We start from the raw sequence: 19521 nt of genomic DNA, 5'->3' as shown, positions 1-19521 counted from the left end.
ATCCGACCACGGACACCGCAACAGGGTGCGGCGATACTTGACCATCCGCCGTACATCGCGCAGCGTGATCGGCATGCCGTCGACCGAAGGTCCCCACGGCACGGGGAAACGCGCCCGCAGACCCGATCTGCGCGCCGCCCGTGCCGCGCTGCCGGAGCCTGTCCGGAAGCTGATCGACGACTACGAGCGGCACCTTTCCCTGGAACGAGGGCTCTCCGCGCACACCGTGCGTGCCTACCTCGGCGACGTGGTGTCGCTGCTGGGATTCGTCGACGGGAACGGCGGCCGGTTCGAGGAACTCGACATCGGCACACTGCGCGGCTGGCTCGCCCGGCAACGCGAAGAAGGGGCCAGCCGGACGACGCTGGCGAGGCGTGCTGCGGCGGCCCGCACCTTCACCGCCTGGGCCCACCGAGGCGGGGCCCTCGCGTCGGATCCGGGTGGACGCCTGGTGGCGCCCCGCGCGCACCGCAAGCTTCCCGGGGTCCTCCGCGCGGAGCAGGCGAGTGACGTCATGCGCTTCTCAGCCGCCGGTGCCGAACAGCGCGACCCGGTGGCTTTGAGGGACAGTGCCATCGTGGAACTGCTCTACGCGACCGGCGTACGCGTCTCGGAACTGTGCGGGCTGGATGTGGGCGACGTCGACTTCTCCCGCCGGGTCGTGCTCGTACTGGGCAAGGGTGGCAAGGAACGTGTCGTGCCGTTCGGCGTCCCCGCCGAAACGGCCTTGCGGGCATGGCTGGACGAGGGCAGGGGAAAGCTCGCCGTCGAAACGAAGGAGCCGGGGAAAGCGGCGCTCTTCCTGGGGGCGCGGGGCGGCAGGCTCGACCCGCGGGCGGCCCGGCGGATCGTCCACGACGCCGTCGGTTCGGTGCCGGGCGCGAACGACATGGGGCCGCACGGCCTGAGGCATTCAGCGGCCACCCATCTGCTCGAAGGCGGCGCTGATCTTCGAAGCGTTCAGGAACTGCTTGGTCACGCTACGCTGGCTACAACGCAGCTCTACACTCATGTGACCGTCGATCGGCTGAAGGCGATCCACGACCGCGCGCACCCCCGGGCCCGATGATGCCGGGGAGAACTCGGCAGGTGACCCGGCGGCCCGGACCGGCGGCGCACGCGCATCCGCACGAGCACGGAGACCACGCTGAGTCGCATGCTGAGAACGGCGGTCCGATGACCGCCGACCCACATGTCACCGAAGCCGCCGGGAAACATCGTCCCGGCGGGGACGGTCCTGCCGTCGCACCCGAAGCACGGACCGGCTACGAGGTGGACGCCGGGATCCAGGCGCTGTGGCGGGAGTTCACCGAGTCGCCGGACCAGGTCGTGCGCGACCGGCTCGTGCTGCACTACGCCCCGCTCGTCAAGTACGTCGCCGGCCGGGTCGGCACCGGGCTGCCGACCCACGTCGACGTCGGTGACCTGATCCAGTCCGGGATCTTCGGCCTGGTCGACGCGATCGAGAAGTTCGAACCCGCCAGAGGGCTGCGGTTCGAGACCTACGCCATGCAGCGCATCCGGGGCGCGATCCTCGACGATCTCCGGTCCCAGGACTGGGTACCGAGGGCGGTCCGCAGCAAGGCCCGCGAGGCCGAGCGCGCCCTGGAACGCCTCGGCGCCCGGCTGAACCGCACACCGACCGACGCCGAACTCGCGGCCGAGCTCGAAATCAGCGTCGACGATCTGCGCGAGTTCTACGGGCAGATGCAGCTGACCAGCGTCATCGCACTGGAAGACCTCGTCGCAGCGGGCAAGGACAGCGGCTCGCTGGTCGACACCCTGCCCGACGACGGCGCCGTCGACCCGGTGGCCGTCCTGGTCGACCAGGACAACCGCCGCCAGCTGGCGCAGGCGATCGCGCAGCTCACCGAACGCGACCGGATCGTGGTCGGTCTCTACTACTTCGAGAGCCTGACGCTCGCCGAGATCGGCAAGGTCCTCGGCGTCACCGAGTCACGGGTCAGCCAGCTGCACACCCGCGCCGTCATGCGGCTGCGCGCCAAACTGGTCGAGCAGGCCTAGCCCCCCACGCGCCACGGCGAGTCCCGCCTCCAATCACGCGTGTTCGCTCCCCAATCACGTGTGTGCGCCGTCCAATCACGTGTGTGCGGCCCCCAATCACGCGTGTCCTCCGCTAGGACACACGAAGCACGGCATTTTGCGGAGAAGAAGCACGTGGCGGCACCGCGGAGGACGGCCATCGCGCTCCCGCACCCGAGACGCCGCGGCGACGGAGGCGGCCCGGCTGCCCGAGCCGTTCCGCACCGGTCACTCAATCTCCTTCCCAGGGTTTGAGCCGGATCTCGGACGGCTCGCCGATCAAGGCGAGCGGATCGACGTACTCCTCGCCCCGCCGGACGCCGAAATGCAGGCACGCCGGCTCCGGGCAGCCGGGATGACCCGGAGCGAGCGTCCCGAGTACCTGTCCTCGGTAGACCTGATCACCCGCGGTGACCGTCGGGACGAGTGGTTGGTAGGTGGTGCGAAGCCCTCCGTCGTGGTCGATCGACACCACGCCGCGGCCCGCCACCTGCCCGGCGAACATCACCACCCCTTCGGCGGCAGCGAGCACGTTCGTGCCCGGTGCCGCGGCGAGGTCGACGCCCCGATGGCCGGGCCCGTACGGCGTCGAGGGCGGCTCGAAGTACCTGGTGACGCTCGGTACCGGCGAGAGCGGCCACGAGAGTCGGCCTTGCGGGGCGGGCGCGCCTCTGGCCGTTCCCGGCATCGCCGCCGACGCGAAGATCGCGAGCAGGGTCGCGAGGATCGCGAGGCGGGGAAGCCGCCGGGGACGCCCAGGGCGGCGGTGCCTCCCGCCGGTGCGGTCGAGGGCGAAGGAGTGCCTGGTGACGGGGCGGGAACAGGTCGTCATGGTCATGTGTTCCAGGCTGGGGGACCGGCGTGGCGTGCGGGGCGCGCCGGGGGAATCTGTGGATAACCGAGGCGGTTGTGGACAACCCCTCTCATCAGGGGCTGCCGGTGCGGTACCCGGTGGCGACAGGGAGTAGACTCTTTTGCGCGGTCCGCGGCAGCGGACTGACTTCGCGTGCACGTGCGCGCTCCCGATGGCCGATCTCCTCACGGAGGGTCAGGACAGGCGGGGGCACACGGCCCGGCGGTCCCTGAGGTCACTTCGCCACAGGGTCCGGGCCCGAGCATCGGCACCAGGGCGATCGGCCACCCGGCCGAGAGCGACGAACCGAGCAAGCGCGTTCCGGCGGAGCCGGGCGCGCACGACACAGAAGAGGTTGATTCCGGCAATGGCCGTCGTCACCATGAAGCAGCTGCTCGACAGCGGCGTGCACTTCGGGCACCAGACCCGTCGGTGGAACCCGAAGATGAAGCGCTACATCTTCACCGAGCGCAACGGCATCTACATCATCGACCTGCAGCAGACGCTGACGTACATCGACCGTGCGTACGAGTTCATCAAGGAAACCGTCGCGCACGGCGGCACCATCATGTTCGTCGGCACGAAGAAGCAGGCTCAGGAAGCCATCGCCTCCGAGGCCTCGCGCGTGGGCATGCCCTACGTGAACCAGCGCTGGCTCGGCGGCATGCTGACCAACTTCCAGACGGTGCACAAGCGTCTCCTCCGCCTGAAGGAGCTCGAGTCGCAGGAGCAGACCGGTGGTTTCGCCGGCCTGACCAAGCGCGAAATCCTCACGCTCACCCGTGAGAAGGACAAGCTCGAGAAGACCCTCGGCGGTATCCGCGACATGGCCAAGGTGCCGAGCATCGTGTGGATCGTCGACACGAAGAAGGAGCACATCGCCGTCGGCGAGGCTCGCAAGCTGAACATCCCGGTCGTCGCGATCCTGGACACCAACTGCGACCCGGACGAGGTCGACTACCCGATCCCGGGTAACGACGACGCGATCCGTTCGGCCGCGCTGCTGACCAAGGTCGTGGCCGAGGCCGCCGCCGCCGGTCTGATGGCCCGCTCCAGCCGCAACGGTTCCTCCGCCGACGCCAAGCCCGAGGCGGGCGTCGCCACGGACGAGCCGCTGGCCGAGTGGGAGAAGGAGCTGCTCGCCGGCTCCGAGACCGCCGCCGCGGACGCCAAGGAAGCCGCCGCCGCGACCGACGCGCCGACCGAGGCCCCGGCCGAGCAGGCCACCGCCTCCTCCTGATCCACCCGCTCGTGGGGCCGCCTCCGGGCGGCCCCACGAGTGAATTCCCCAAAAGACTTTCTCGTACCTGAAAAAGGACGGACACACCCACGATGGCGAACTACACCGCCGCAGACGTGAAGCGTCTCCGGGAGCTGACCGGCTCCGGCATGATGAACTGCAAGAAGGCGCTGGAGGAGAACGACGGCGACTTCGACAAGGCCGTCGAGTTCCTGCGCATCAAGGGCGCCAAGGACGTCGGCAAGCGCGCCGAGCGCGCCACCGCCGAGGGCCTCGTCGCCGGTGACGGCGGCGTGCTGATCGAGCTCGACTCCGAGACCGACTTCGTCGCGAAGAACGAGGACTTCCAGGCCCTCGCCGCGAAGATCGTCGAGGTCGCGAAGGCCGAGAAGACCAGCGACGTCGAGAAGCTGAAGGCCGCCTCGCTCGACGGCAAGACCGTCGAGGAGCAGGTCCAGGAGCTGGCCGCCCGTATCGGTGAGAAGCTCGAGCTGCGCCGTGTCGCCGCCTACGAGGGCACCACCACCACGTACCTGCACCGTCGCGGTGCGGACCTCCCGCCCGCCGTCGGCGTGCTCATCGAGTACACCGGTGAGGGCGAAGCCGCCGCCGAGGCCGCTCGTGGCGCCGCAATGCAGGTCGCCGCGCTCAAGGCGAAGTACCTCACCCGCGAAGAGGTCCCGGCCGAGATCGTCGAGAACGAGCGTCGCGTCGCCGAGGCGACCGCCCGCGAAGAGGGCAAGCCGGAGCAGGCCATGCCCAAGATCATCGAGGGCAAGGTCAACGCCTACTACAAGGACAACGTCCTGCTCGAGCAGCCGTCGGTCAAGGACAACAAGAAGACCGTCAAGGCCCTGCTCGACGAGGCCGGCGTGGCCGTGAGCCGGTTCGCCCGGTTCGAGGTCGGCCAGGCCTGATCCAGGCGCGGAACACAAGAACCACCACTGTGCCCCGTCTCCGTCCATCGGGGACGGGGCACAGTCGGGTTTCAGAGCATTAGGGAGGGCGACATGGGTGTCCGGGTCGAAGGCGGATACCGGCGGGTGCTGCTGAAACTGGGCGGCGAGATGTTCGGCGGCGGTTCCATCGGGGTCGATCCCGATGTGGTGCACTCGGTCGCCCAGCAGATCGCCGACGTCGCGCGGACGGGCGTGCAGATCGCCGTCGTGATCGGCGGTGGCAACTACTTCCGCGGCGCGGAACTGTCGCAGCGCGGCATGGACCGCGACCGCGCGGACTACATGGCGATGCTCGGCACCGTCATGAACTGCCTGGCGCTGCAGGACTTCCTGGAGAAGGAGGGCCTGCCCACCCGGGTGCAGACCGCCATCACCATGGGGCAGGTCGCCGAGCCGTACATCCCGCGCCGCGCCGAGCGTCACCTGGAGAAGGGCCGCGTCGTCATCTTCGGCGCCGGGGTCGGCATGCCGTACTTCTCGACGGACACCGCCGCCGCGCAGCGCGCGCTCGAACTCGGCTGCGAGGCCGTCTTGATGGCGAAGGCCGTCGACGGCGTCTACACCGCGGACCCGAAGAGCGACCCGACCGCCGAGATGTTCCACGAGATCAGCCACCGCGAGGTGCTGGAACGGGACCTCAAGGTCGCCGACGCCACCGCGTTCAGCCTGTGCATGGACAACAACATGCCGATCATCGTGTTCAATCTCCTCACCGAGGGGAACATCGCCCGTGCGGTCAGCGGTGAAAGGATCGGCACCCTGGTCGACACCCCCGCCGACGGGGTGCCCGCGTAGTCCTGCTCTGATCTCCGTAATCGGTACGCATACACAACAACGGGAGTTGCCGTGATCGACGAGACCCTCCTCGACGCCGAGGAGAAGATGGAAAAAGCGGTGTCCGTCGCCAAGGAGGACCTGTCGTCGGTACGCACCGGCCGGGCCCACCCCGGGATGTTCTCGCGCGTTGTCGTCGATTACTACGGCGCGCCGACCCCGCTGAACCAGCTTGCGGGCGTCAACATCCCCGAAGCCCGGATGGCGTTGATCAAGCCTTACGACCAGACCTCGCTCAACGCCATCGAGAAGGCGATCCGCGAGTCGGACCTCGGCGTCAACCCGAGCAACGACGGCAACGTGATCCGCATCGTCATCCCGCAGCTCACCGAAGAGCGCCGCAAGGAGATGGTGAAGGTCGCCAAGTCCAAGGGTGAGGACGCCCGCGTCTCGATCCGCAGCGTCCGCCGCAAGGCCAAGGAAGAGCTCGACCGGATCAAGAAGGACGGCGAGGCGGGCGAGGACGAGGTCGTCCACGCCGAGAAGGAACTCCAGAACCTCACCGACACCTACACCCACAAGGTGGACGAGCTGGTGAAACACAAGGAAGCCGAGCTACTCGAGGTCTGATGAGCCAGGTGAGCGAGGAACGCGAGGACCGGGTGGAGAACCCGGAACCGGTTCCGGCGGAGAAGCCGGAACCGGTGCAAAAGGTTTCCCGCGCCGGCCGTAACCTGCCCGCCGCGATCGGGGTCGGGCTGCTGCTGGGCGCGGCGATCGTCACGTCCCTGCTCACCGTGCGCTTTCTGTTCATCGGCATCATCGCGATCGCCATCGCGGTCGGCACGATCGAGCTGGCCGGGGCATTGAAGCGCGCGGCGGGCATCCGGATCGCCCTGGTCCCGGTGCTCGTCGGCGGTCAGGCGATGATCTGGCTCGCGTGGCCGTACGGCCGCGAGGGCGCGTTGACGGCGTTCGTGCTGACGGTGCTCGTCTGCCTGCTGTGGCGGTTGCCCGGCGGCGCGGACGGGTATCTGCGCGACATCAGCGCGTCGGTCTTCGCTACCGCGTACATCCCGCTTTTCGGCGCCTTCGCCGCCATGCTCGTCCCACCGGCCGACGGCGTCGGCCGGGTGCTGGCGTTCATGATCGGTGTCGTCGCCTCGGACACCGGTGGCTACATCGCCGGTGTGCTGGGCGGCAAACACCCGATGGCGCCCACGATCAGCCCGAAGAAGACCTGGGAAGGTTTCGCCGGTTCCCTCGTGGCCGGTGTCGTCGCCGGCGCGCTGACCCTGAGCCTCCTGCTCGACGGCCACGCCTGGCAGGGCGTGCTGTTCGGTGCGGCGATCGTCTGCACGGCGACGCTGGGCGACCTCGTCGAGTCGCTGATCAAACGCGACCTCGGCGTGAAGGACATGGGGAACATGCTGCCGGGGCACGGCGGCTTGATGGACCGGCTCGACTCCTTGCTTCCTTCGGCCGTCGTCTCCTGGTTGCTGCTCTCGGCGTTCGTCCCCGTCTAGCCTCTGCCCGGCTCAGTCGTCGTAGGGATCGTCGACTTCGGCGGTACCCCAGCCCTCGACGGCCCGGGAGTGGTCGATCACGGCGAAGACCGAACCGTCCGGGTCGGCGAGGATCGCCATCCGGCCGTACGGGGTGTCGTAGGGCTGGACCACGACAGCACCGCCGAGCATCAGCGCCTGGCCGGCCGCGGCGTCCGCGCCGCGAGCCGGGTCGAGGGCGAAATAGACCATCCAGTGCGGGGGAGTGTCCGGCCGGTATTCCGAGCCCATCACGTACCGGTACAACACCGGTTCGTGCTCGATGAGCCATGCGGCGTAGTCGAGCGCCGCGCCGTCGCCGATCTGGTGGCTGGTGTAGTTGAAGAGGCGGCAGTAGAAGTGGTCCGCCGCCGCGCCGTCGTGGGTGTTGAGATCCGCGCCGCTGAAGGTGTTCGGCACCCCCGTCGCGAACTCCCAGGTGGCGGGCGGCTCCCAGAAGACGACGTGCGCGCCGCACGCGTCGATGGCGTGCACGATGTTGCCCCGCTGGGGGATCGCCATCGGCCCGAGCGTGACCCGGCCACCGAGACTGTCCACCCATTCGGCGGCGGCCGCCGCCTGGTGCACCGAGATGTGGACGCTCCAGCCGGACGGTCCGTCCGCGCCCGCGCGGTACAGACCACCGGTCGGGACGCCGTTGAGCGTCGCGATCGAATACCGGCCGGTCGGCGTCGCCGGATCACGCTGGACGGTGAACTCCCAGTCGAAAAGCCCGCTGTAGAAGGCTTGTGCGGCCGCTTCGTCTCTGCACGCGAGCTCGATCCAGCACGGGATTCCCGAAGGTATGACGGAAGTGTGGGCGGCCGAGCCAAGCGACATGCGGTTCTCCCTTACCGGTGGGAGTAAAGTCTAGTCGCTGACCGCATTGTTTCCGTCAAAGATTTCGGCCCGGATACCCCGGAACCCGGCCCGGTGTCCCTTCGTTGGAGCTTCCGTGCGCTGGTTTCCCCGAGCCCTCTCCTCCCGCCGCGGCGGCGAGGAGGTGCTGCCGAGTCCGAACATCTGGTACTACCAAAAGGCCTACGAGGTCGAAAACCGCGCGCAGGACGTCGACGACGAGATCTGGCGCGTGCTCACCGGGGCCCGCGATTGGTCCGGGGCGGACGTCCTCGACATCGGCTGTGGTGACGGTTTCCACCTGCCGCGGTTCGCCGCGACGGCGCGGTCGGTGGTCGGCGTCGAACCCCATGAGCCGCTCGTCCGTGACGCGCGGAACCGGGTGGAGCGGCTGGCGAACGTCGAGGTGCGGCAGGGGCGTGCGCAGCGGCTTCCCTTGCCGGACGCGGCTTTCGACGTCGTCCACGCCCGCACCGCGTACTTCTTCGGCCCCGGTTGCGAACCCGGTCTTCGCGAAGCGGAGCGGGTGCTGCGCCCGGGTGGGCTGATGATGATCGTGGATCTCGATGTGACGAGTGAGCCCTACGGCCGCTGGATGCGGCTGGATCTGCCGCACTACGACCCGCCCGGGGTCGAGAAGTTCTTCGCGCGTCAGGGATTCGACTGCCGCAAGGTGATGACGCGGTGGCTGTTCGAAGACGCCGCCGCGATGGAAGCGGTGCTGAAGATCGAGTTCAGCGCTCCGGTCGCGGCGAAGGCGATCGCGGAGGTCCGGCGGCTCAACGAGGTTTCGTCAGGTACCGGGGAGAAGCAGGTGACGCTGCCGGTGGGCTATCGCGTGCACACACGCGCCAAGCCCACCGGCCTCGTCGTGACTGGTCACTCCGTGTCCTCGTCCGGAGTGGCGTCCTCGGCCTCACCGAGGATGCCGTAGATCGTCCGGCGTGCCTCGTTGAGCACGTCGACGGTGCGGGCCTGCTGGCTTTCGCTGCCGGCGTGCATGACCTGGGCGACCGCCGCGGCCAGCGTCGCGCCCGCCTTGCGCAGGTTGACCTCGACCGGGTCGACGTCGTGGGCGATCTGCTCCCACGGCGGGACGGCGTCCTGCTGCTCGGCCGCGGCGCGGCCGGATTCGGTGAGCTCGAACAGCTTCTTGCCGTTCTCGTCCTTACTGATCACCAGGCCTTCGTCGGCCAGCAACTGCAGCGTCGGGTAGACCGAGCCGGGGCTCGGCTTCCAGAAGCCGCCGCTGCGTTCGCCGATCTCGCGGATGATCTCGTAGCCGTGCCTCGGCTGCTCTGAGAGCAGCGCCAGGATCGCGGCGCGGACGTCACCGCGTTTGCCGCGCCGTCCGGGGCCACCGCGGCGTCCGTGCCGGTGCCGGTGGCCCGGTCCGCCCGGGCCAGGGGGGAAGTCGCCGAAGCCGCCGCGAGCCCAAGGCCCGAAGGCGGGTCGGCCGTGTTCTGGAGGGAAAGGTCGTCGTCGCATGAGCTGAATCCTCTCTTCGTAATGTTCCGACTCATTCACGATATATCGGAAACAGTCGTACGACAACCCTCTTTGAGTGATCTGGGTCTCAGGAGAGGTCGAGCGCGAGCAGGTCGATGCCGCCGGAGTCGAACTCGCCGACCTTCCGCCATCCCCAACGGTCGTAGAGCCGCCGTGCCGGCGCCTCGACGCGTGACGCGAGTACGGCGAACCGTTCGGGCCGCTCTTTCAGCAGGTCGTCGAGCAGGGCGTGGCCAAGCCCTCGGCCACGGAGCTCGGGAACGAGTGCCAGCTCGTACACGTAGAACAGCTCCTCGCCGTCGAGCCACGAGGGAGCCGGAGCCGTCGCACGGCCGGGCCACCAGCCGGCTTCTTGCCGGACTCCGTAAGCGAAGCCGCCGATCGTTCCGGCTTCGCGGACCATCGTCATGGCGAACCCGGCGAGCGCGGCGTGTTCGGCGAACAGCACGCCGAACCGGGCGACGTCGTCCTCGTCTTCGAGGTAAGGCGGTTCGCGGTAGACGCGGCGGTAGACGTCGGCCAGCTCAGAGCGCATGGTTCAGTCTGCCCAGCACCACGATCGCAACGCCACAGAAGCCGATCAGCACCAGCCACGGCAGAGCCGGACCGTGCGACAGCAACCAGGTGAACATCGCCGGGGCGATCACCCGCGCCGCGCTCCACACGAGTTCTTCGAGGCCGAGATAGCGGCCGCGCAGCCGCGCCGGGGCGATCGCGACGGTCAGCGCGCTGCTGGTCGGCGCCTGGAGCAGTTCGGCGCAGGTGAAGACGATCATCGCGAGGGCGAGCACGAGGAACGCCGCCGTGGACTCTCCGGTGGGTACCAGCGCGAACAGGGCGAACGAGATCGCCCAGACCGCGGCCGAGAGCCGGAGTGTGCGCGGCATGCTTCGCCGCTCGACCCGGCGTGACACCACGGTCTGCGCGAGCACGATCAGCACCGTGTTGACCGTGAACAGGACCCCGGGCTGCCAAGCCGGCAGCTTCAGGCCGTCGAGGACGTAGGCGCTCAGCAGGACGGTCAACGCCAGGTCGCACAACGCGAAGACGAAGACGGTCACGAGAACGCCGCGAAAGATCCGGTCGGCGAACACCTTCCGGTAGCCGCCGGCGGGAGCGGCCTCCGGTTCGGTCTCGCGCGGGGTGCCTGCCGGGGCGCGCCACGACGCGACCAGAACCGCGGCGACGACGAAACTGGCGGCGTTCACCAGCACGATCGCCGTGTAGCCGGCGGTGCCGCCCCACGCGACCATCGCCGCGCCGAGGAGCCCGCCGAGCCCGATGCCGACGTTGCGCAGCGCGCGTTCCATCGCATACCAGCGGGCGCGCTGGCCGTCATCGGCCACCTGCGCCACCAGTGCGCCGGTCGACGGCCAGAACATGCCCTCGCCCCAGAAGGTCACCGCGGCCAGGACGACCAGATGCCATGCCTCGTCGGCGAAGACGTAGCCGGTGAAGGTCACCGCCCGGATCAGGTTGGCGGTGATCACCATCCGGCCCGGTCCGAACCGGTCGATCAGCCGTCCCGCGAGCGGCCCCGACGGCAACGCGATCAGCGCCGCGATCGACAGCGCCGCTCCGACGGCCGTCAGTGACAGGCCCTTGGCCGCGTGGAAGTACACGACGGCGAACGGGAGGAACAGACCGGTCCCGAGCGCGTCGACGCTTTGCGCCGCGATGAGCGGGAACCGGCCGCGTGTGCTCGGGAGACCGAGCAGGTCCGCGGTGGCCATCACGCGTGGGGAAGCGGGAAGACGTTGAGTTCGTGCTCGGCGAGAGGTTCGTCCCGCCAGCCGAGTTCCACGGCCGCGTCGGCGATCCTTCCGTTCCCCCACAACGGCGATCCGGCGGGGAAGTTCGAAACGAGGCCCGGCACGAGCGTATGCGCGGCGTGGAATCCGGCGGCCGCGACGTCACAGGTCGTCAGGTCGACGCTGATCACCTCGAACCCCCGGCCTTCGACGCGGGCTTGGTAGGCCTTGAGCCGCCGCTCGCCGAGGGCGGGAAGGTCGGCCCAGTCGCGGCTCGGCAGGTCCATGACCCACGGCTTCACTCGCTTCGCGGCCCGTGGGTCGAGGTAAATCTGTTGCTGGCAAAGGAGATCCGCGACGTCGGCGAAATCGTGGCGATAGGAGTCCAGGTAGCGCCGATCGGCCCGGTGCGGTTTGAGGTTGTCCAGATGTGGCAGGTCCCGGCGCATACCGGACAGCTCGCGTTCGTCGTCGAGTGCGTGGCAGGTGTGCTGGAGGGTGAAGCCTTCGGCGAGCGCCTTCTTGGCGGCCTCCAGTGCGTCCGGCCGGGCCGCGAAGCCGATCGACAGCCAGCGCTTCACCCGGTCGAACACCGCCGCGGCGATCACCGGGACGTCGAACTCGTTGTCCAGGTGGATGAGCGCGACCTCGTAGTCGTCGGTGGCGTCGGCGATGAGCGACCGGATCTCGTCCGGGATCGAGAGACGGCCGAGTCGTGGTGCGTTGGCCCACCAGAGCATGGTCGTGTCGCGCTCGAGAACCTCTTCGAGGCCGGACGTGACGGCGTGCTCCTCGGTGGTCCCGCTCGCGAGGCCGGCGATCAGAGGGTCGGCGAAATGCGCTTCCCCGGGTCGGCGTTCGTTCGAGAACAGGAAAGCCGGGATCCACACGGGTTCGCCGGTGGTGTGGGAGAAGCCTTCCACCCACGAACAATCCGTGTCCCGGGTGAGCGGCGCGAACGGGAACCCCGGCGACCGGTACTGCGAAGCCGAATAGAGGTTCAGCCGTCGAGGGTCGACCGCGGGTACGCCGTAGCGGAGGAACTGGTTGTAGCTGCCGAAGCACACTTCGCGCTCCGGAGCGAGCCAGCTTCCGCAGTACCGCTCGACCGCTTCGCCGATGGCCGACTGCCGTGCGAGGTCGAAGTCGTACCACGACGTGCCGAAGGCCTGACGGTCGTTGGGCCAGTTCGTCACCCGGCGCATGTCCGCGACGTCGACCGCGCAGACCCGCAGCCGGGCGGGCATTCCCGGAGTGGGCGGGATTTCGCCGACGCCGGTCACGATCCCGGTCTGATCGTCCACCAGCAGCTCGGGATCGGTCACGGTGGGAACGGTCCGGGCCCGGTCGGGGACGGGAAGGATCGGGCGGCGGATCTCGGTGAGGTCCGCCGGGTTGAGTTCGATCTCGCCGGTGGTCATGGCGGATCGCCCGCCGGAGAGCCAGCGCTCGAGATGGACGGCGAGGGTGGTCAGCGCCCAGCGGGCGTCGCCGGGCCGAAGCGGGGTGGAGTCCGAGGAGGCGGAAAGGAAAGCCTCGACGACGCGCGGGTCTTGCGCGGCGGAGCGGCGCCGCGCGACGACGTCGGCGAAATCGATGCCGCCGGGCGTGATCGCGGGTCCGGCGATCACCCGGCCGCGTTCGCGGCGCAACGGAAGCCAGCGCACCCCGCTTCCGGCGCACAACGCGTCCAGCGCGATCAATTCGGTGTAGGCGGGGTGATCGAAGGCGGAGACCACGACGGTATTGTTCAGGTCCATTTCGGACAGGTCATGAAAATAGGGGACCGTTTCGACGCTGGCGTACCCGACCGCGTCGAGGATCTCCGCCAGCGGCTCGATGAGCACGGGCGAGCCGGTGAGAACGATCGAGGCGGCGGCGACGTCGCCGGCCTCGGTGCCCCGGTCGGGACGGAGGCAGCCGTCCGCTTCGAGGATGTCCATCATTTCCGCGTAGTCCGGATCCATGCCGTCCAGCAGCTCGGCGCGGGTCCGGGTGCCGTCGCAACGGCTCGCCCAGGCGCGGAATTCCCCGGTGGGCGCGGCGATGTAGAACTGTCCCCCGTTGGGCGTGACGAGAAAGCAGAGCTCTGGTTCGAGATCGGTGATCTCGATCCCGTCGAGCCGCGGTCTGACCTCTTCGGACCCCATGGCAACCCCATCGTTTCCTGGACTCCCGCCTCGCCGCCGCGATCCCCGTGGCCGGGATCGCGGCGGCGCGGGCGGCTTGTCGGCCGGTTACTTGGCGGCGGAACGGTTGTGCACGACCGCGCGGTTGTGCACGACGGCGCGGTTGTGGACGACCGCGCGGTTGTGGACCACGGCGCGGTTGTGGACGACGACGGCGGCGGGACGCTCGAAGGTCGAGATCATGGTTCCTCCTGTAGTTCACTCGGGGTCGTCACGCTCCGTGGCGCGACATGAACAAGTCTGGCGCCGGACGTGACCCCCGGACGTCTCCTGATGTGCGATCCGCACGATCCGGCGTGAACGACGCAGGGGTCGGTCCGGGCACGGTTCACGTGACCTGGGGAACAGCGATCCGGGGCGGCCAGGGCGCGTCGCAGGTGGACATGGGACACTGGTTGGGCTATGACTGCCCTCCCTCTCGTCTTCGACGCGCCCAAGCGCGGCCTCCCGCCGCGCCACCTCGCCGATCTCACCGCCGCCGAGCGGGCCGCGGCCGTCGCCGAGCTGGGTGAGAAGCCGTTCCGCGCGAAGCAGCTTTCGAACCACTACTTCTCGCGGCTCACGGTGGACCCGGAGGAGATGACCGACATCCCGGCGGCGTCGCGGGAGAAGCTCGTCGGCGATCTGATGCCGACGCTGCTCACCGAGATCAAGGCGCTCGCCTGCGACGACGGGACCACCCGCAAGACCTTGTGGCGCGCGCACGACGGGACGCTGCTGGAGAGCGTGCTGATGCGCTACCCGGACCGCGCGACCCTGTGCATCTCGAGCCAGGCGGGGTGCGGAATGGCGTGTCCCTTCTGCGCGACCGGACAGGGCGGCCTCGACCGGAACCTGTCGACCGCGGAGATCGTCGACCAGGTCCGCTCCGCCGCCGCCGTGATGCGCGACGGACAGATGCCCGGCGGTCCCGGCCGCCTGTCGAACATCGTCTTCATGGGCATGGGCGAGCCGCTCGCGAACTACAAGCGGGTGGTGGCGGCGGTCCGGCGGATCACCGATCCCTCGCCGGAGGGCCTCGGGATCGGTCAGCGTTCGGTGACCGTGTCGACGGTGGGTCTCGCGCCGGCGATCCGGAAGCTGGCGGACGAGAAGATGCAGGTGCGCCTGGCGGTTTCGCTGCACACGCCGGACGACGAACTGCGGGACACGCTGGTGCCGGTGAACGAGCGCTGGTCGGTGGACGAGGTCCTGTCCGCGGCCCGGTGCTACGCGGACACTTCCGGCCGCCGCGTGTCGATCGAGTACGCGCTGATCCGGGACGTCAACGACCAGCCTTGGCGTGCCGAACTGCTGGCGAAGCGGCTTCGCCAGCACCTGGGCCAGTTGGTGCACGTGAACGTGATCCCGCTGAACCCGACGCCGGGAAGCAAGTGGGACGCCTCGCCGAAGCCGGTGGAGCGGGAGTTCGTCCGGCTGGTGAACGCGGGCGGTGTGGCGTGCACGGTGCGTGACACGCGTGGTCAGGAGATCGCGGCGGCGTGCGGTCAGCTCGCCGCCGAGAACTGAGTTCTTCCTTTCAGTGATGGAGATTTTGTCGTGATGTATGCCCCCAGCCTGTTGGACCCGGCTGCGGAGGAGCTCAAGCTCGCGGACGTGCTCGGCCATGGCGCGACCGGTGTCGCGCGCGAGGCCAGGACGTTGCTCGGTGAGCGGTTCAGCTCGGTGACCTTCATGTACGTCCTGATGCGGGCGTTCGAGGTGGAGTACACGGCGGCGCGGGACGCTTCGCGGTGGCACGAGTTCCACGGCGGACCGTATGCGCTGTCGGACGCCGACCTCGAAGCCCTGCTGGCGCCCTGGCTCGGGGCACCGGCCGCGTCGATCACCGCGTAGGCGGGGATCGACGCGACCGTCCTTTGTGGATGGTCAGTGCGGAGTCGGCCGGTAGACGAGCTCCTGGACACGCCCGTCGAACGTCCGGCTCTCGAGCAGTTCGAGGTCGAAGTCGGCCGCACCGCGGAAGATCGCGTCCGCCCCGGTTTTCCCGGTGATCACCGGGAAAACCGTCACCTGCACGCGATCGACCAGGCCGGCGGCCATCAGCGCCCGGTTCATCGACAGGCTGCCGTGCGAGCGCAGCGGCACTGCGGACTCCTCCTTGAGCCGGGCGACGACGTCGACCGCGTCCCCGCTCACGACGGTCGCGTCCGGCCAGGCGAGCGGCTCCCGCAGGGGCGTCGAGACGACCGTCGCCGGCAGGTGCTTCAGCCGCGAGACCCACGGATCCAGCGCCTCGACGTCCGGGATCTCAGCGTTGAGCATCTCCATGTTCGTCCGGAACGTGGTGGCGCCGAAGACCATCCGCTGCTCCTCGGAGTACAGGGCCAGACGGTGTTCGAGGAATTCGGGGCCTTGCTTGCCCCAGTAACCGCCCCAATCGCCGGTGTGGGCGCCGTAGCCGTCGAGGCTGGAAAAGACGTCGAACGTGTAGGTCGCGGTCATGATGCTCCTTCGGGTGAGTTCGTCTCTCACCCTGGCTACGAACGCGGGCGGCGCGGATAGACATCGTCGGCGGAAAAATCTTCGCGGGACGGCGAACTGGCAGGATGCGGGCATGTATTGCCTGCGAGCCGTCATCGTCACCGAGTCCGCACGGCGCCGAGTGCTCGATTCGCTCGAAGGCGCGAGGCTCGTGCCGCTCGGACAGGACCTGTCGCTGATGCCGGTGGCCGAGACGCGATTCGACACCGGCCCGCTCGCCGAGTGCTCCGAGCACGGGGCCGTGGCGTACGTCGAAGCCGAGTACTTCGGTGGCGCCGGGACGCAGTTCGCTCAGGTGTGGGAAGGCGGCGAGACCGTTCTCGGCCCGCTGCAGGTCGACGAAGACGAACCCGACCCGGCCGACGGCAGCCCGATCTCCCAGGCGCTTCGACGGCTGGGCGTGCTCAAGGGCGACCACTTCGACGAGTTCGACGCCGTCGGTCTCGGCAGGCATCGCGACACCGACGACTGGCTGTCCGCTTAAGCCTCCTTCGCGCTGGGCCGGACGGACCAGTCACGCGGCGGTCTTCACCCTCGGCGGCGACACTCGATGGAGACTCTGAGGAGGTGGACCGGATGTCCACGACCAAGGCGAGACAGGTGCGCCACAACAAGGCCGTCCAGGTGCTCGGACGGATCGGCATGGGCTGCTACGGACTGGTGTACCTGCTCATCGGGTACCTGGCGGTGCGTGTCGCCGTCGGCGGTGGCGGACAGGAGGCCGACGGACGCGGCGCGATCACCGAGGTCGGTTCGACCCCGGTGGGCGGGGTGCTGTTGTGGGTGCTGGCGGTGGGACTGGTGGCCTACGGCCTGTGGCAGGGATTGCTGGCCGCCGTCGGCTACACGTGGATCGACAAGCAGCGCACTCGCACCGTCAAGCGGGTGACGTCCGGAGTGCGCTGCCTGGTGGGGATTTCGCTCGGCGTGTACGCGGCCAAGGTCGCCTTGGGGGCGGGGGAACAGGGCAGCGGCGACCAGAAGCAGCAGGAGTTCACCGCGTGGCTGCTCGGATTGCCCGCCGGCCCGTTCCTGGTGATCGTGGTGGCCGTCATCGTGTTCGGCGTCGCGGTGGGCTCGGCGGTGAAAGGGATACGCCGGACCTTCGAGCAGGACCTCGACCTCGCGAAGCTCCCGTCGGGGACCCGGCGATGGGTGGAGCGGCTGGGCAGGATCGGTTACGTGGCAAGGGGTGTCGTGTTCGGAGTGGTCTCCGTACTGGTCGGGTACGCGGCGTTGACGCATGACCCGTCCCGTTCCGGCGGGCTCGACGCCGCCCTGCGGACCTTGGCCGCCCAGCCGTTCGGCACCGTGCTCCTCATCGTGGTGGCGGTCGGGGTCGCGGCCTTCGGTGTGTACTGCGTCGGGGCGGCACGAGCACAGCGTGGATGAGCGCCGTCAGGCGTGGTCGGAATCCGGCGAAGATTCCGCCAGGGAACCCAATGCGGCGGCGGTTTCCCTCGTGCGGCGCCGGTGACGAGTACGTTCTTGCTCATGCGTGAACTCCCTTGTTCGCCTGGGCGAGACACCGGGTTCAGAGCGCGGACGCGGCGCGATAGTCCCTCGGTGAAGTGCCGAGAAGCCGGGTGAACATCGTCGAGAACGCGGCGGGGCTCTCGTAGCCGAGCGAGGCGGCGATCGCGGCGATGGGCAGGCCGTCCGACAGCAGTGACAGGGAATGCAGGACGCAGGCCCGCTGCCGCCAGCGGGCGAAACCCATCCCGGTCTCCGCGGTGAAGAGCCGGTTCAGCGTCCGTTCGCTCACGTGCAGCCGGTTCGCCCACTCGCTCGCGGGATCGTGGATGTCCGGAGCGTCCAAAAAGGACTCACATTGGGCTCGCAGCCGTTCGTGCTTCGGCAGCGGGAGGTCGAGCCGGACCGGCGCGGACCGGCGGATCTCGTGCAGGGTCAGGCCGATGACCGCGGCGTCTCGTCCGCGAGCGGTGTACAGCTCCGGCACGCCGACGGCCTCGTTCAGGAGTTCCCGGAGCAGCGCGGACACTTCGACGACCTGGCAGCGGCGCGGGAACCACGGCACCGCCTTCGGCTCGATGTACAGGCTCCGGGTGCTCACGGTCGTCGTGAACACCTGATGGACGGTCTCCGGCGGGACGAGTACCGCGCGCCGGGTCGGGATGGTCCACGTGCCGTCGGCCGTTTCGACCCGCATCGACCCGGTCGCGCTGTAGAGGAACTGCGCCCGCCGGTGCCGATGCGGGAGGATCCGGTGCCCCGGTGGGTAATCGGTGCGGATCGCCACCACCGCGCGGTCGAGATGGTCGACCTCGTCGATGGGGATGTCACGCACCTCACCGAGACTACGCCGGGTGTCCGATCCACGAAAGAAACTGGCGACCTTTCGAATGCCCGCCGTGCCGCCGAGGCCTACCGTCGAGGGAGTGCTGATCGAGATCTCGGTGCTCCTCGGGTTCGGTTGCCTGAGCGGCGTCACCACCGTCCTTTTCGGATTCGGCGGCGGGTTCATCACCGTGCCCGTCGTCTACGCCTTCGCGCTCGCGGATCCGGAGCACGCACAGGACGCGATGCACGTGGCGGTGGCCACGTCGACCGCCGTGATGGTGGTCAACGCCGGGAGCGCGACCCTCGCCCAGTTGCGGACGGGCCGGCTCCGGCGCGACTATCTGTGGCCGCTCATCGCCTTCATCGGTTTGGGCGCCGTGCTCGGCTCCTTCGCCGCCACCGTGGCCGACGAGGGTGTCCTGCGCTGGCTCTTCGTCGCCTACCTCGCGCTGACCATCGCCGACAGCGTCGCCCGTAAGGGCTTCGTGAGCAGGCGTGAGGACGACGGACCGCGTGCTCTCGGCGGGGTCACCACCATCGCGGGCGGGACCGGGATCGGTGCCGTGGCGAGCTTTCTCGGCGTCGGGGGCAGCGTCCTCACCGTGCCGCTCATGCGGCGCAAGGGACTGCCGATGGCTGACGCGACCGCGCTCGCGAACCCGCTGAGCCTGCCCGTGGCGGTGATCGGCACGGCCGTCTACGCCTTCGCGGCGACGGGCACGTCCTCGGGCGGCGCTCACGTCGGCTACGTCGACCTCGTGGCCGCGGGCGCGCTGCTGTGCGGATCGCTCCCGACCATCGCCGTGACGCGCCGCGTGGTCGGCCGGATCCCGGACCGCGCGCACGCGATCGCGTACCTCGCCCTGCTCGCCGCCGCGCTGATCGCCATAGTCATCCGATGAGTTTTCGGTAAGTCAAGTCTTGACAAGGCGTATCGAAGGTGGGAAAGGGTTATCGCCAGGCAAAGATCCGACGAATCCTCTATCTCTTTTCCGGATCTTGCGCCAAGATCTCCC

At 69.0% G+C, this 19521-nt stretch carries 22 protein-coding genes; 13 read left to right on the top strand and 9 right to left on the bottom strand.

Features of this window, described 5'->3' with window-relative positions; genetic code table 11:
- Positions 1 to 73 precede the first annotated feature (73 nt).
- The gene (locus ACSMFO_RS36635; RefSeq protein ID WP_436462134.1) at positions 74 to 1069 is read left to right on the top strand and encodes a tyrosine recombinase XerC; all 996 of its coding nucleotides are present in this window, start codon (positions 74 to 76) and stop codon (positions 1067 to 1069) included.
- Between the two features lie 20 nt (positions 1070 to 1089).
- The gene (locus ACSMFO_RS36630) at positions 1090 to 2025 is read left to right on the top strand and encodes a FliA/WhiG family RNA polymerase sigma factor (protein ID WP_038509885.1); all 936 of its coding nucleotides are present in this window, start codon (positions 1090 to 1092) and stop codon (positions 2023 to 2025) included.
- 250 nt (positions 2026 to 2275) lie between these two features.
- On the opposite strand, the gene ACSMFO_RS36625 is transcribed toward ACSMFO_RS36630, so the two are convergent.
- A complete protein-coding gene (locus ACSMFO_RS36625; protein ID WP_436462133.1) occupies positions 2276 to 2881 on the bottom strand; it encodes a murein hydrolase activator EnvC family protein in 606 nt (201 codons plus the stop codon).
- A 382-nt stretch (positions 2882 to 3263) separates the two neighbouring features.
- Between ACSMFO_RS36625 and rpsB the strand changes: the two genes are divergently transcribed.
- The 5 genes from rpsB to ACSMFO_RS36600 all read left to right on the top strand — a co-directional run bounded on the left by rpsB (position 3264) and on the right by ACSMFO_RS36600 (position 7395).
- Complete coding sequence (gene rpsB, locus ACSMFO_RS36620; RefSeq protein ID WP_007032886.1) at positions 3264 to 4136, top strand: 30S ribosomal protein S2; 873 nt, start codon at positions 3264 to 3266, stop codon at positions 4134 to 4136.
- Positions 4137 to 4228: 92 nt separating this feature from the next.
- Positions 4229 to 5053: a translation elongation factor Ts gene (tsf, locus tag ACSMFO_RS36615; RefSeq protein WP_038509890.1), complete on the top strand. Its 825-nt coding sequence runs from the start codon at positions 4229 to 4231 to the stop codon at positions 5051 to 5053.
- A gap of 93 nt (positions 5054 to 5146) precedes the next feature.
- Positions 5147 to 5890 carry a UMP kinase gene (gene pyrH, locus ACSMFO_RS36610; RefSeq protein WP_005154669.1) on the top strand — a complete coding sequence of 248 codons (744 nt, stop codon included), beginning with the start codon at positions 5147 to 5149 and terminating at the stop codon, positions 5888 to 5890.
- 51 nt (positions 5891 to 5941) lie between these two features.
- Positions 5942 to 6499, top strand: coding sequence for a ribosome recycling factor (gene frr, locus ACSMFO_RS36605; RefSeq protein ID WP_038509892.1), 558 nt, complete (start codon positions 5942 to 5944; stop codon positions 6497 to 6499).
- Positions 6499 to 7395: a phosphatidate cytidylyltransferase gene (locus tag ACSMFO_RS36600; RefSeq protein ID WP_436462132.1), complete on the top strand. Its 897-nt coding sequence runs from the start codon at positions 6499 to 6501 to the stop codon at positions 7393 to 7395. The genes frr and ACSMFO_RS36600 overlap by 1 nt, the downstream gene beginning before the upstream one ends.
- 12 nt (positions 7396 to 7407) lie before the next feature.
- Here the strand turns inward: ACSMFO_RS36600 and ACSMFO_RS36595 are convergent, their stop codons facing one another.
- On the bottom strand, positions 7408 to 8253 hold the full coding sequence (locus ACSMFO_RS36595) for a VOC family protein (protein ID WP_436462131.1): 846 nt from the start codon (positions 8251 to 8253) through the stop codon (positions 7408 to 7410).
- Between the two features lie 115 nt (positions 8254 to 8368).
- Between ACSMFO_RS36595 and ACSMFO_RS36590 the strand changes: the two genes are divergently transcribed.
- Positions 8369 to 9205, top strand: coding sequence for a class I SAM-dependent methyltransferase (locus ACSMFO_RS36590; RefSeq protein WP_436462130.1), 837 nt, complete (start codon positions 8369 to 8371; stop codon positions 9203 to 9205).
- Here the strand turns inward: ACSMFO_RS36590 and ACSMFO_RS36585 are convergent.
- From ACSMFO_RS36585 to ACSMFO_RS36565, 5 genes are all read right to left on the bottom strand, one after another.
- Positions 9151 to 9759, bottom strand: coding sequence for a PadR family transcriptional regulator (locus ACSMFO_RS36585; protein WP_436462129.1), 609 nt, complete (start codon positions 9757 to 9759; stop codon positions 9151 to 9153). The two genes, ACSMFO_RS36590 and ACSMFO_RS36585, sit on opposite strands and share 55 nt — an antisense overlap.
- Positions 9760 to 9847: 88 nt before the next feature.
- The gene (locus ACSMFO_RS36580; protein ID WP_436462128.1) at positions 9848 to 10315 is read right to left on the bottom strand and encodes an N-acetyltransferase family protein; all 468 of its coding nucleotides are present in this window, start codon (positions 10313 to 10315) and stop codon (positions 9848 to 9850) included.
- The gene (locus ACSMFO_RS36575; protein ID WP_436462127.1) at positions 10305 to 11513 is read right to left on the bottom strand and encodes an MDR family MFS transporter; all 1209 of its coding nucleotides are present in this window, start codon (positions 11511 to 11513) and stop codon (positions 10305 to 10307) included. Before ACSMFO_RS36575 ends, ACSMFO_RS36580 begins: the two co-directional genes overlap by 11 nt.
- Complete coding sequence (locus ACSMFO_RS36570; RefSeq protein WP_436462126.1) at positions 11513 to 13681, bottom strand: YcaO-like family protein; 2169 nt, start codon at positions 13679 to 13681, stop codon at positions 11513 to 11515. Before ACSMFO_RS36570 ends, ACSMFO_RS36575 begins: the two co-directional genes overlap by 1 nt.
- 87 nt (positions 13682 to 13768) lie before the next feature.
- Positions 13769 to 13903, bottom strand: a complete 135-nt coding sequence (locus ACSMFO_RS36565) for a hypothetical protein (RefSeq protein ID WP_257485210.1) — start codon at positions 13901 to 13903, stop codon at positions 13769 to 13771.
- A 219-nt stretch (positions 13904 to 14122) separates the two neighbouring features.
- Here ACSMFO_RS36565 and rlmN point away from each other — a divergent pair, with 219 nt between their 5' ends.
- Both rlmN and ACSMFO_RS36555 read left to right on the top strand, forming a co-directional pair.
- Positions 14123 to 15229 carry a 23S rRNA (adenine(2503)-C(2))-methyltransferase RlmN gene (gene rlmN, locus ACSMFO_RS36560; RefSeq protein WP_436462125.1) on the top strand — a complete coding sequence of 369 codons (1107 nt, stop codon included), beginning with the start codon at positions 14123 to 14125 and terminating at the stop codon, positions 15227 to 15229.
- Between the two features lie 33 nt (positions 15230 to 15262).
- A complete protein-coding gene (locus ACSMFO_RS36555; RefSeq protein WP_051972394.1) occupies positions 15263 to 15556 on the top strand; it encodes a hypothetical protein in 294 nt (97 codons plus the stop codon).
- A 33-nt stretch (positions 15557 to 15589) separates the two neighbouring features.
- On the opposite strand, the gene ACSMFO_RS36550 is transcribed toward ACSMFO_RS36555, so the two are convergent.
- The gene (locus ACSMFO_RS36550; protein ID WP_436462124.1) at positions 15590 to 16165 is read right to left on the bottom strand and encodes a dihydrofolate reductase family protein; all 576 of its coding nucleotides are present in this window, start codon (positions 16163 to 16165) and stop codon (positions 15590 to 15592) included.
- Between the two features lie 112 nt (positions 16166 to 16277).
- Between ACSMFO_RS36550 and ACSMFO_RS36545 the strand changes: the two genes are divergently transcribed.
- Both ACSMFO_RS36545 and ACSMFO_RS36540 read left to right on the top strand, forming a co-directional pair.
- Positions 16278 to 16688, top strand: a complete 411-nt coding sequence (locus ACSMFO_RS36545) for a hypothetical protein (protein ID WP_073849051.1) — start codon at positions 16278 to 16280, stop codon at positions 16686 to 16688.
- A 92-nt stretch (positions 16689 to 16780) separates the two neighbouring features.
- Entirely contained in the window at positions 16781 to 17596 is an 816-nt protein-coding gene (locus ACSMFO_RS36540; RefSeq protein WP_436462123.1) for a DUF1206 domain-containing protein, read from the top strand.
- A 142-nt stretch (positions 17597 to 17738) separates the two neighbouring features.
- Here the strand turns inward: ACSMFO_RS36540 and ACSMFO_RS36535 are convergent, their stop codons facing one another.
- Positions 17739 to 18512, bottom strand: coding sequence for an AraC family transcriptional regulator (locus tag ACSMFO_RS36535; protein ID WP_038509915.1), 774 nt, complete (start codon positions 18510 to 18512; stop codon positions 17739 to 17741).
- A gap of 91 nt (positions 18513 to 18603) precedes the next feature.
- Here ACSMFO_RS36535 and ACSMFO_RS36530 point away from each other — a divergent pair, with 91 nt between their 5' ends.
- Positions 18604 to 19407, top strand: a complete 804-nt coding sequence (locus ACSMFO_RS36530) for a sulfite exporter TauE/SafE family protein (protein WP_378414407.1) — start codon at positions 18604 to 18606, stop codon at positions 19405 to 19407.
- Positions 19408 to 19521: the final 114 nt, after the last annotated feature.

Source organism: Amycolatopsis sp. w19 (genome assembly GCF_051373225.1).
Taxonomy (GTDB): domain Bacteria; phylum Actinomycetota; class Actinomycetes; order Mycobacteriales; family Pseudonocardiaceae; genus Amycolatopsis; species Amycolatopsis japonica.
The sequence above is the reverse complement of the archived record's forward strand: the minus strand, read 5'-3'. Positions and strand labels throughout refer to the sequence as shown.

What these genes read in the sequence shown, in the direction of transcription:
- tsf (WP_038509890.1), top strand. Translation starts at nt 4,229, where the DNA reads ATGGCGAACTACACCGCCGCAGACGTGAAGCGTCTCCGGGAGCTGACC.
- rlmN (WP_436462125.1), top strand. Translation starts at nt 14,123, where the DNA reads ATGACTGCCCTCCCTCTCGTCTTCGACGCGCCCAAGCGCGGCCTCCCG.
- ACSMFO_RS36635 (WP_436462134.1), top strand. Translation starts at nt 74, where the DNA reads ATGCCGTCGACCGAAGGTCCCCACGGCACGGGGAAACGCGCCCGCAGA.
- pyrH (WP_005154669.1), top strand. Translation starts at nt 5,147, where the DNA reads ATGGGTGTCCGGGTCGAAGGCGGATACCGGCGGGTGCTGCTGAAACTG.
- ACSMFO_RS36570 (WP_436462126.1), bottom strand. Translation starts at nt 13,681, where the DNA reads ATGGGGTCCGAAGAGGTCAGACCGCGGCTCGACGGGATCGAGATCACC.
- ACSMFO_RS36625 (WP_436462133.1), bottom strand. Translation starts at nt 2,881, where the DNA reads ATGACCATGACGACCTGTTCCCGCCCCGTCACCAGGCACTCCTTCGCC.
- ACSMFO_RS36545 (WP_073849051.1), top strand. Translation starts at nt 16,278, where the DNA reads ATGTATTGCCTGCGAGCCGTCATCGTCACCGAGTCCGCACGGCGCCGA.
- ACSMFO_RS36585 (WP_436462129.1), bottom strand. Translation starts at nt 9,759, where the DNA reads ATGCGACGACGACCTTTCCCTCCAGAACACGGCCGACCCGCCTTCGGG.
- ACSMFO_RS36600 (WP_436462132.1), top strand. Translation starts at nt 6,499, where the DNA reads ATGAGCCAGGTGAGCGAGGAACGCGAGGACCGGGTGGAGAACCCGGAA.
- ACSMFO_RS36550 (WP_436462124.1), bottom strand. Translation starts at nt 16,165, where the DNA reads ATGACCGCGACCTACACGTTCGACGTCTTTTCCAGCCTCGACGGCTAC.
- ACSMFO_RS36565 (WP_257485210.1), bottom strand. Translation starts at nt 13,903, where the DNA reads ATGATCTCGACCTTCGAGCGTCCCGCCGCCGTCGTCGTCCACAACCGC.
- ACSMFO_RS36540 (WP_436462123.1), top strand. Translation starts at nt 16,781, where the DNA reads ATGTCCACGACCAAGGCGAGACAGGTGCGCCACAACAAGGCCGTCCAG.
- ACSMFO_RS36580 (WP_436462128.1), bottom strand. Translation starts at nt 10,315, where the DNA reads ATGCGCTCTGAGCTGGCCGACGTCTACCGCCGCGTCTACCGCGAACCG.
- ACSMFO_RS36555 (WP_051972394.1), top strand. Translation starts at nt 15,263, where the DNA reads ATGTATGCCCCCAGCCTGTTGGACCCGGCTGCGGAGGAGCTCAAGCTC.
- ACSMFO_RS36595 (WP_436462131.1), bottom strand. Translation starts at nt 8,253, where the DNA reads ATGTCGCTTGGCTCGGCCGCCCACACTTCCGTCATACCTTCGGGAATC.
- rpsB (WP_007032886.1), top strand. Translation starts at nt 3,264, where the DNA reads ATGGCCGTCGTCACCATGAAGCAGCTGCTCGACAGCGGCGTGCACTTC.
- ACSMFO_RS36575 (WP_436462127.1), bottom strand. Translation starts at nt 11,513, where the DNA reads ATGGCCACCGCGGACCTGCTCGGTCTCCCGAGCACACGCGGCCGGTTC.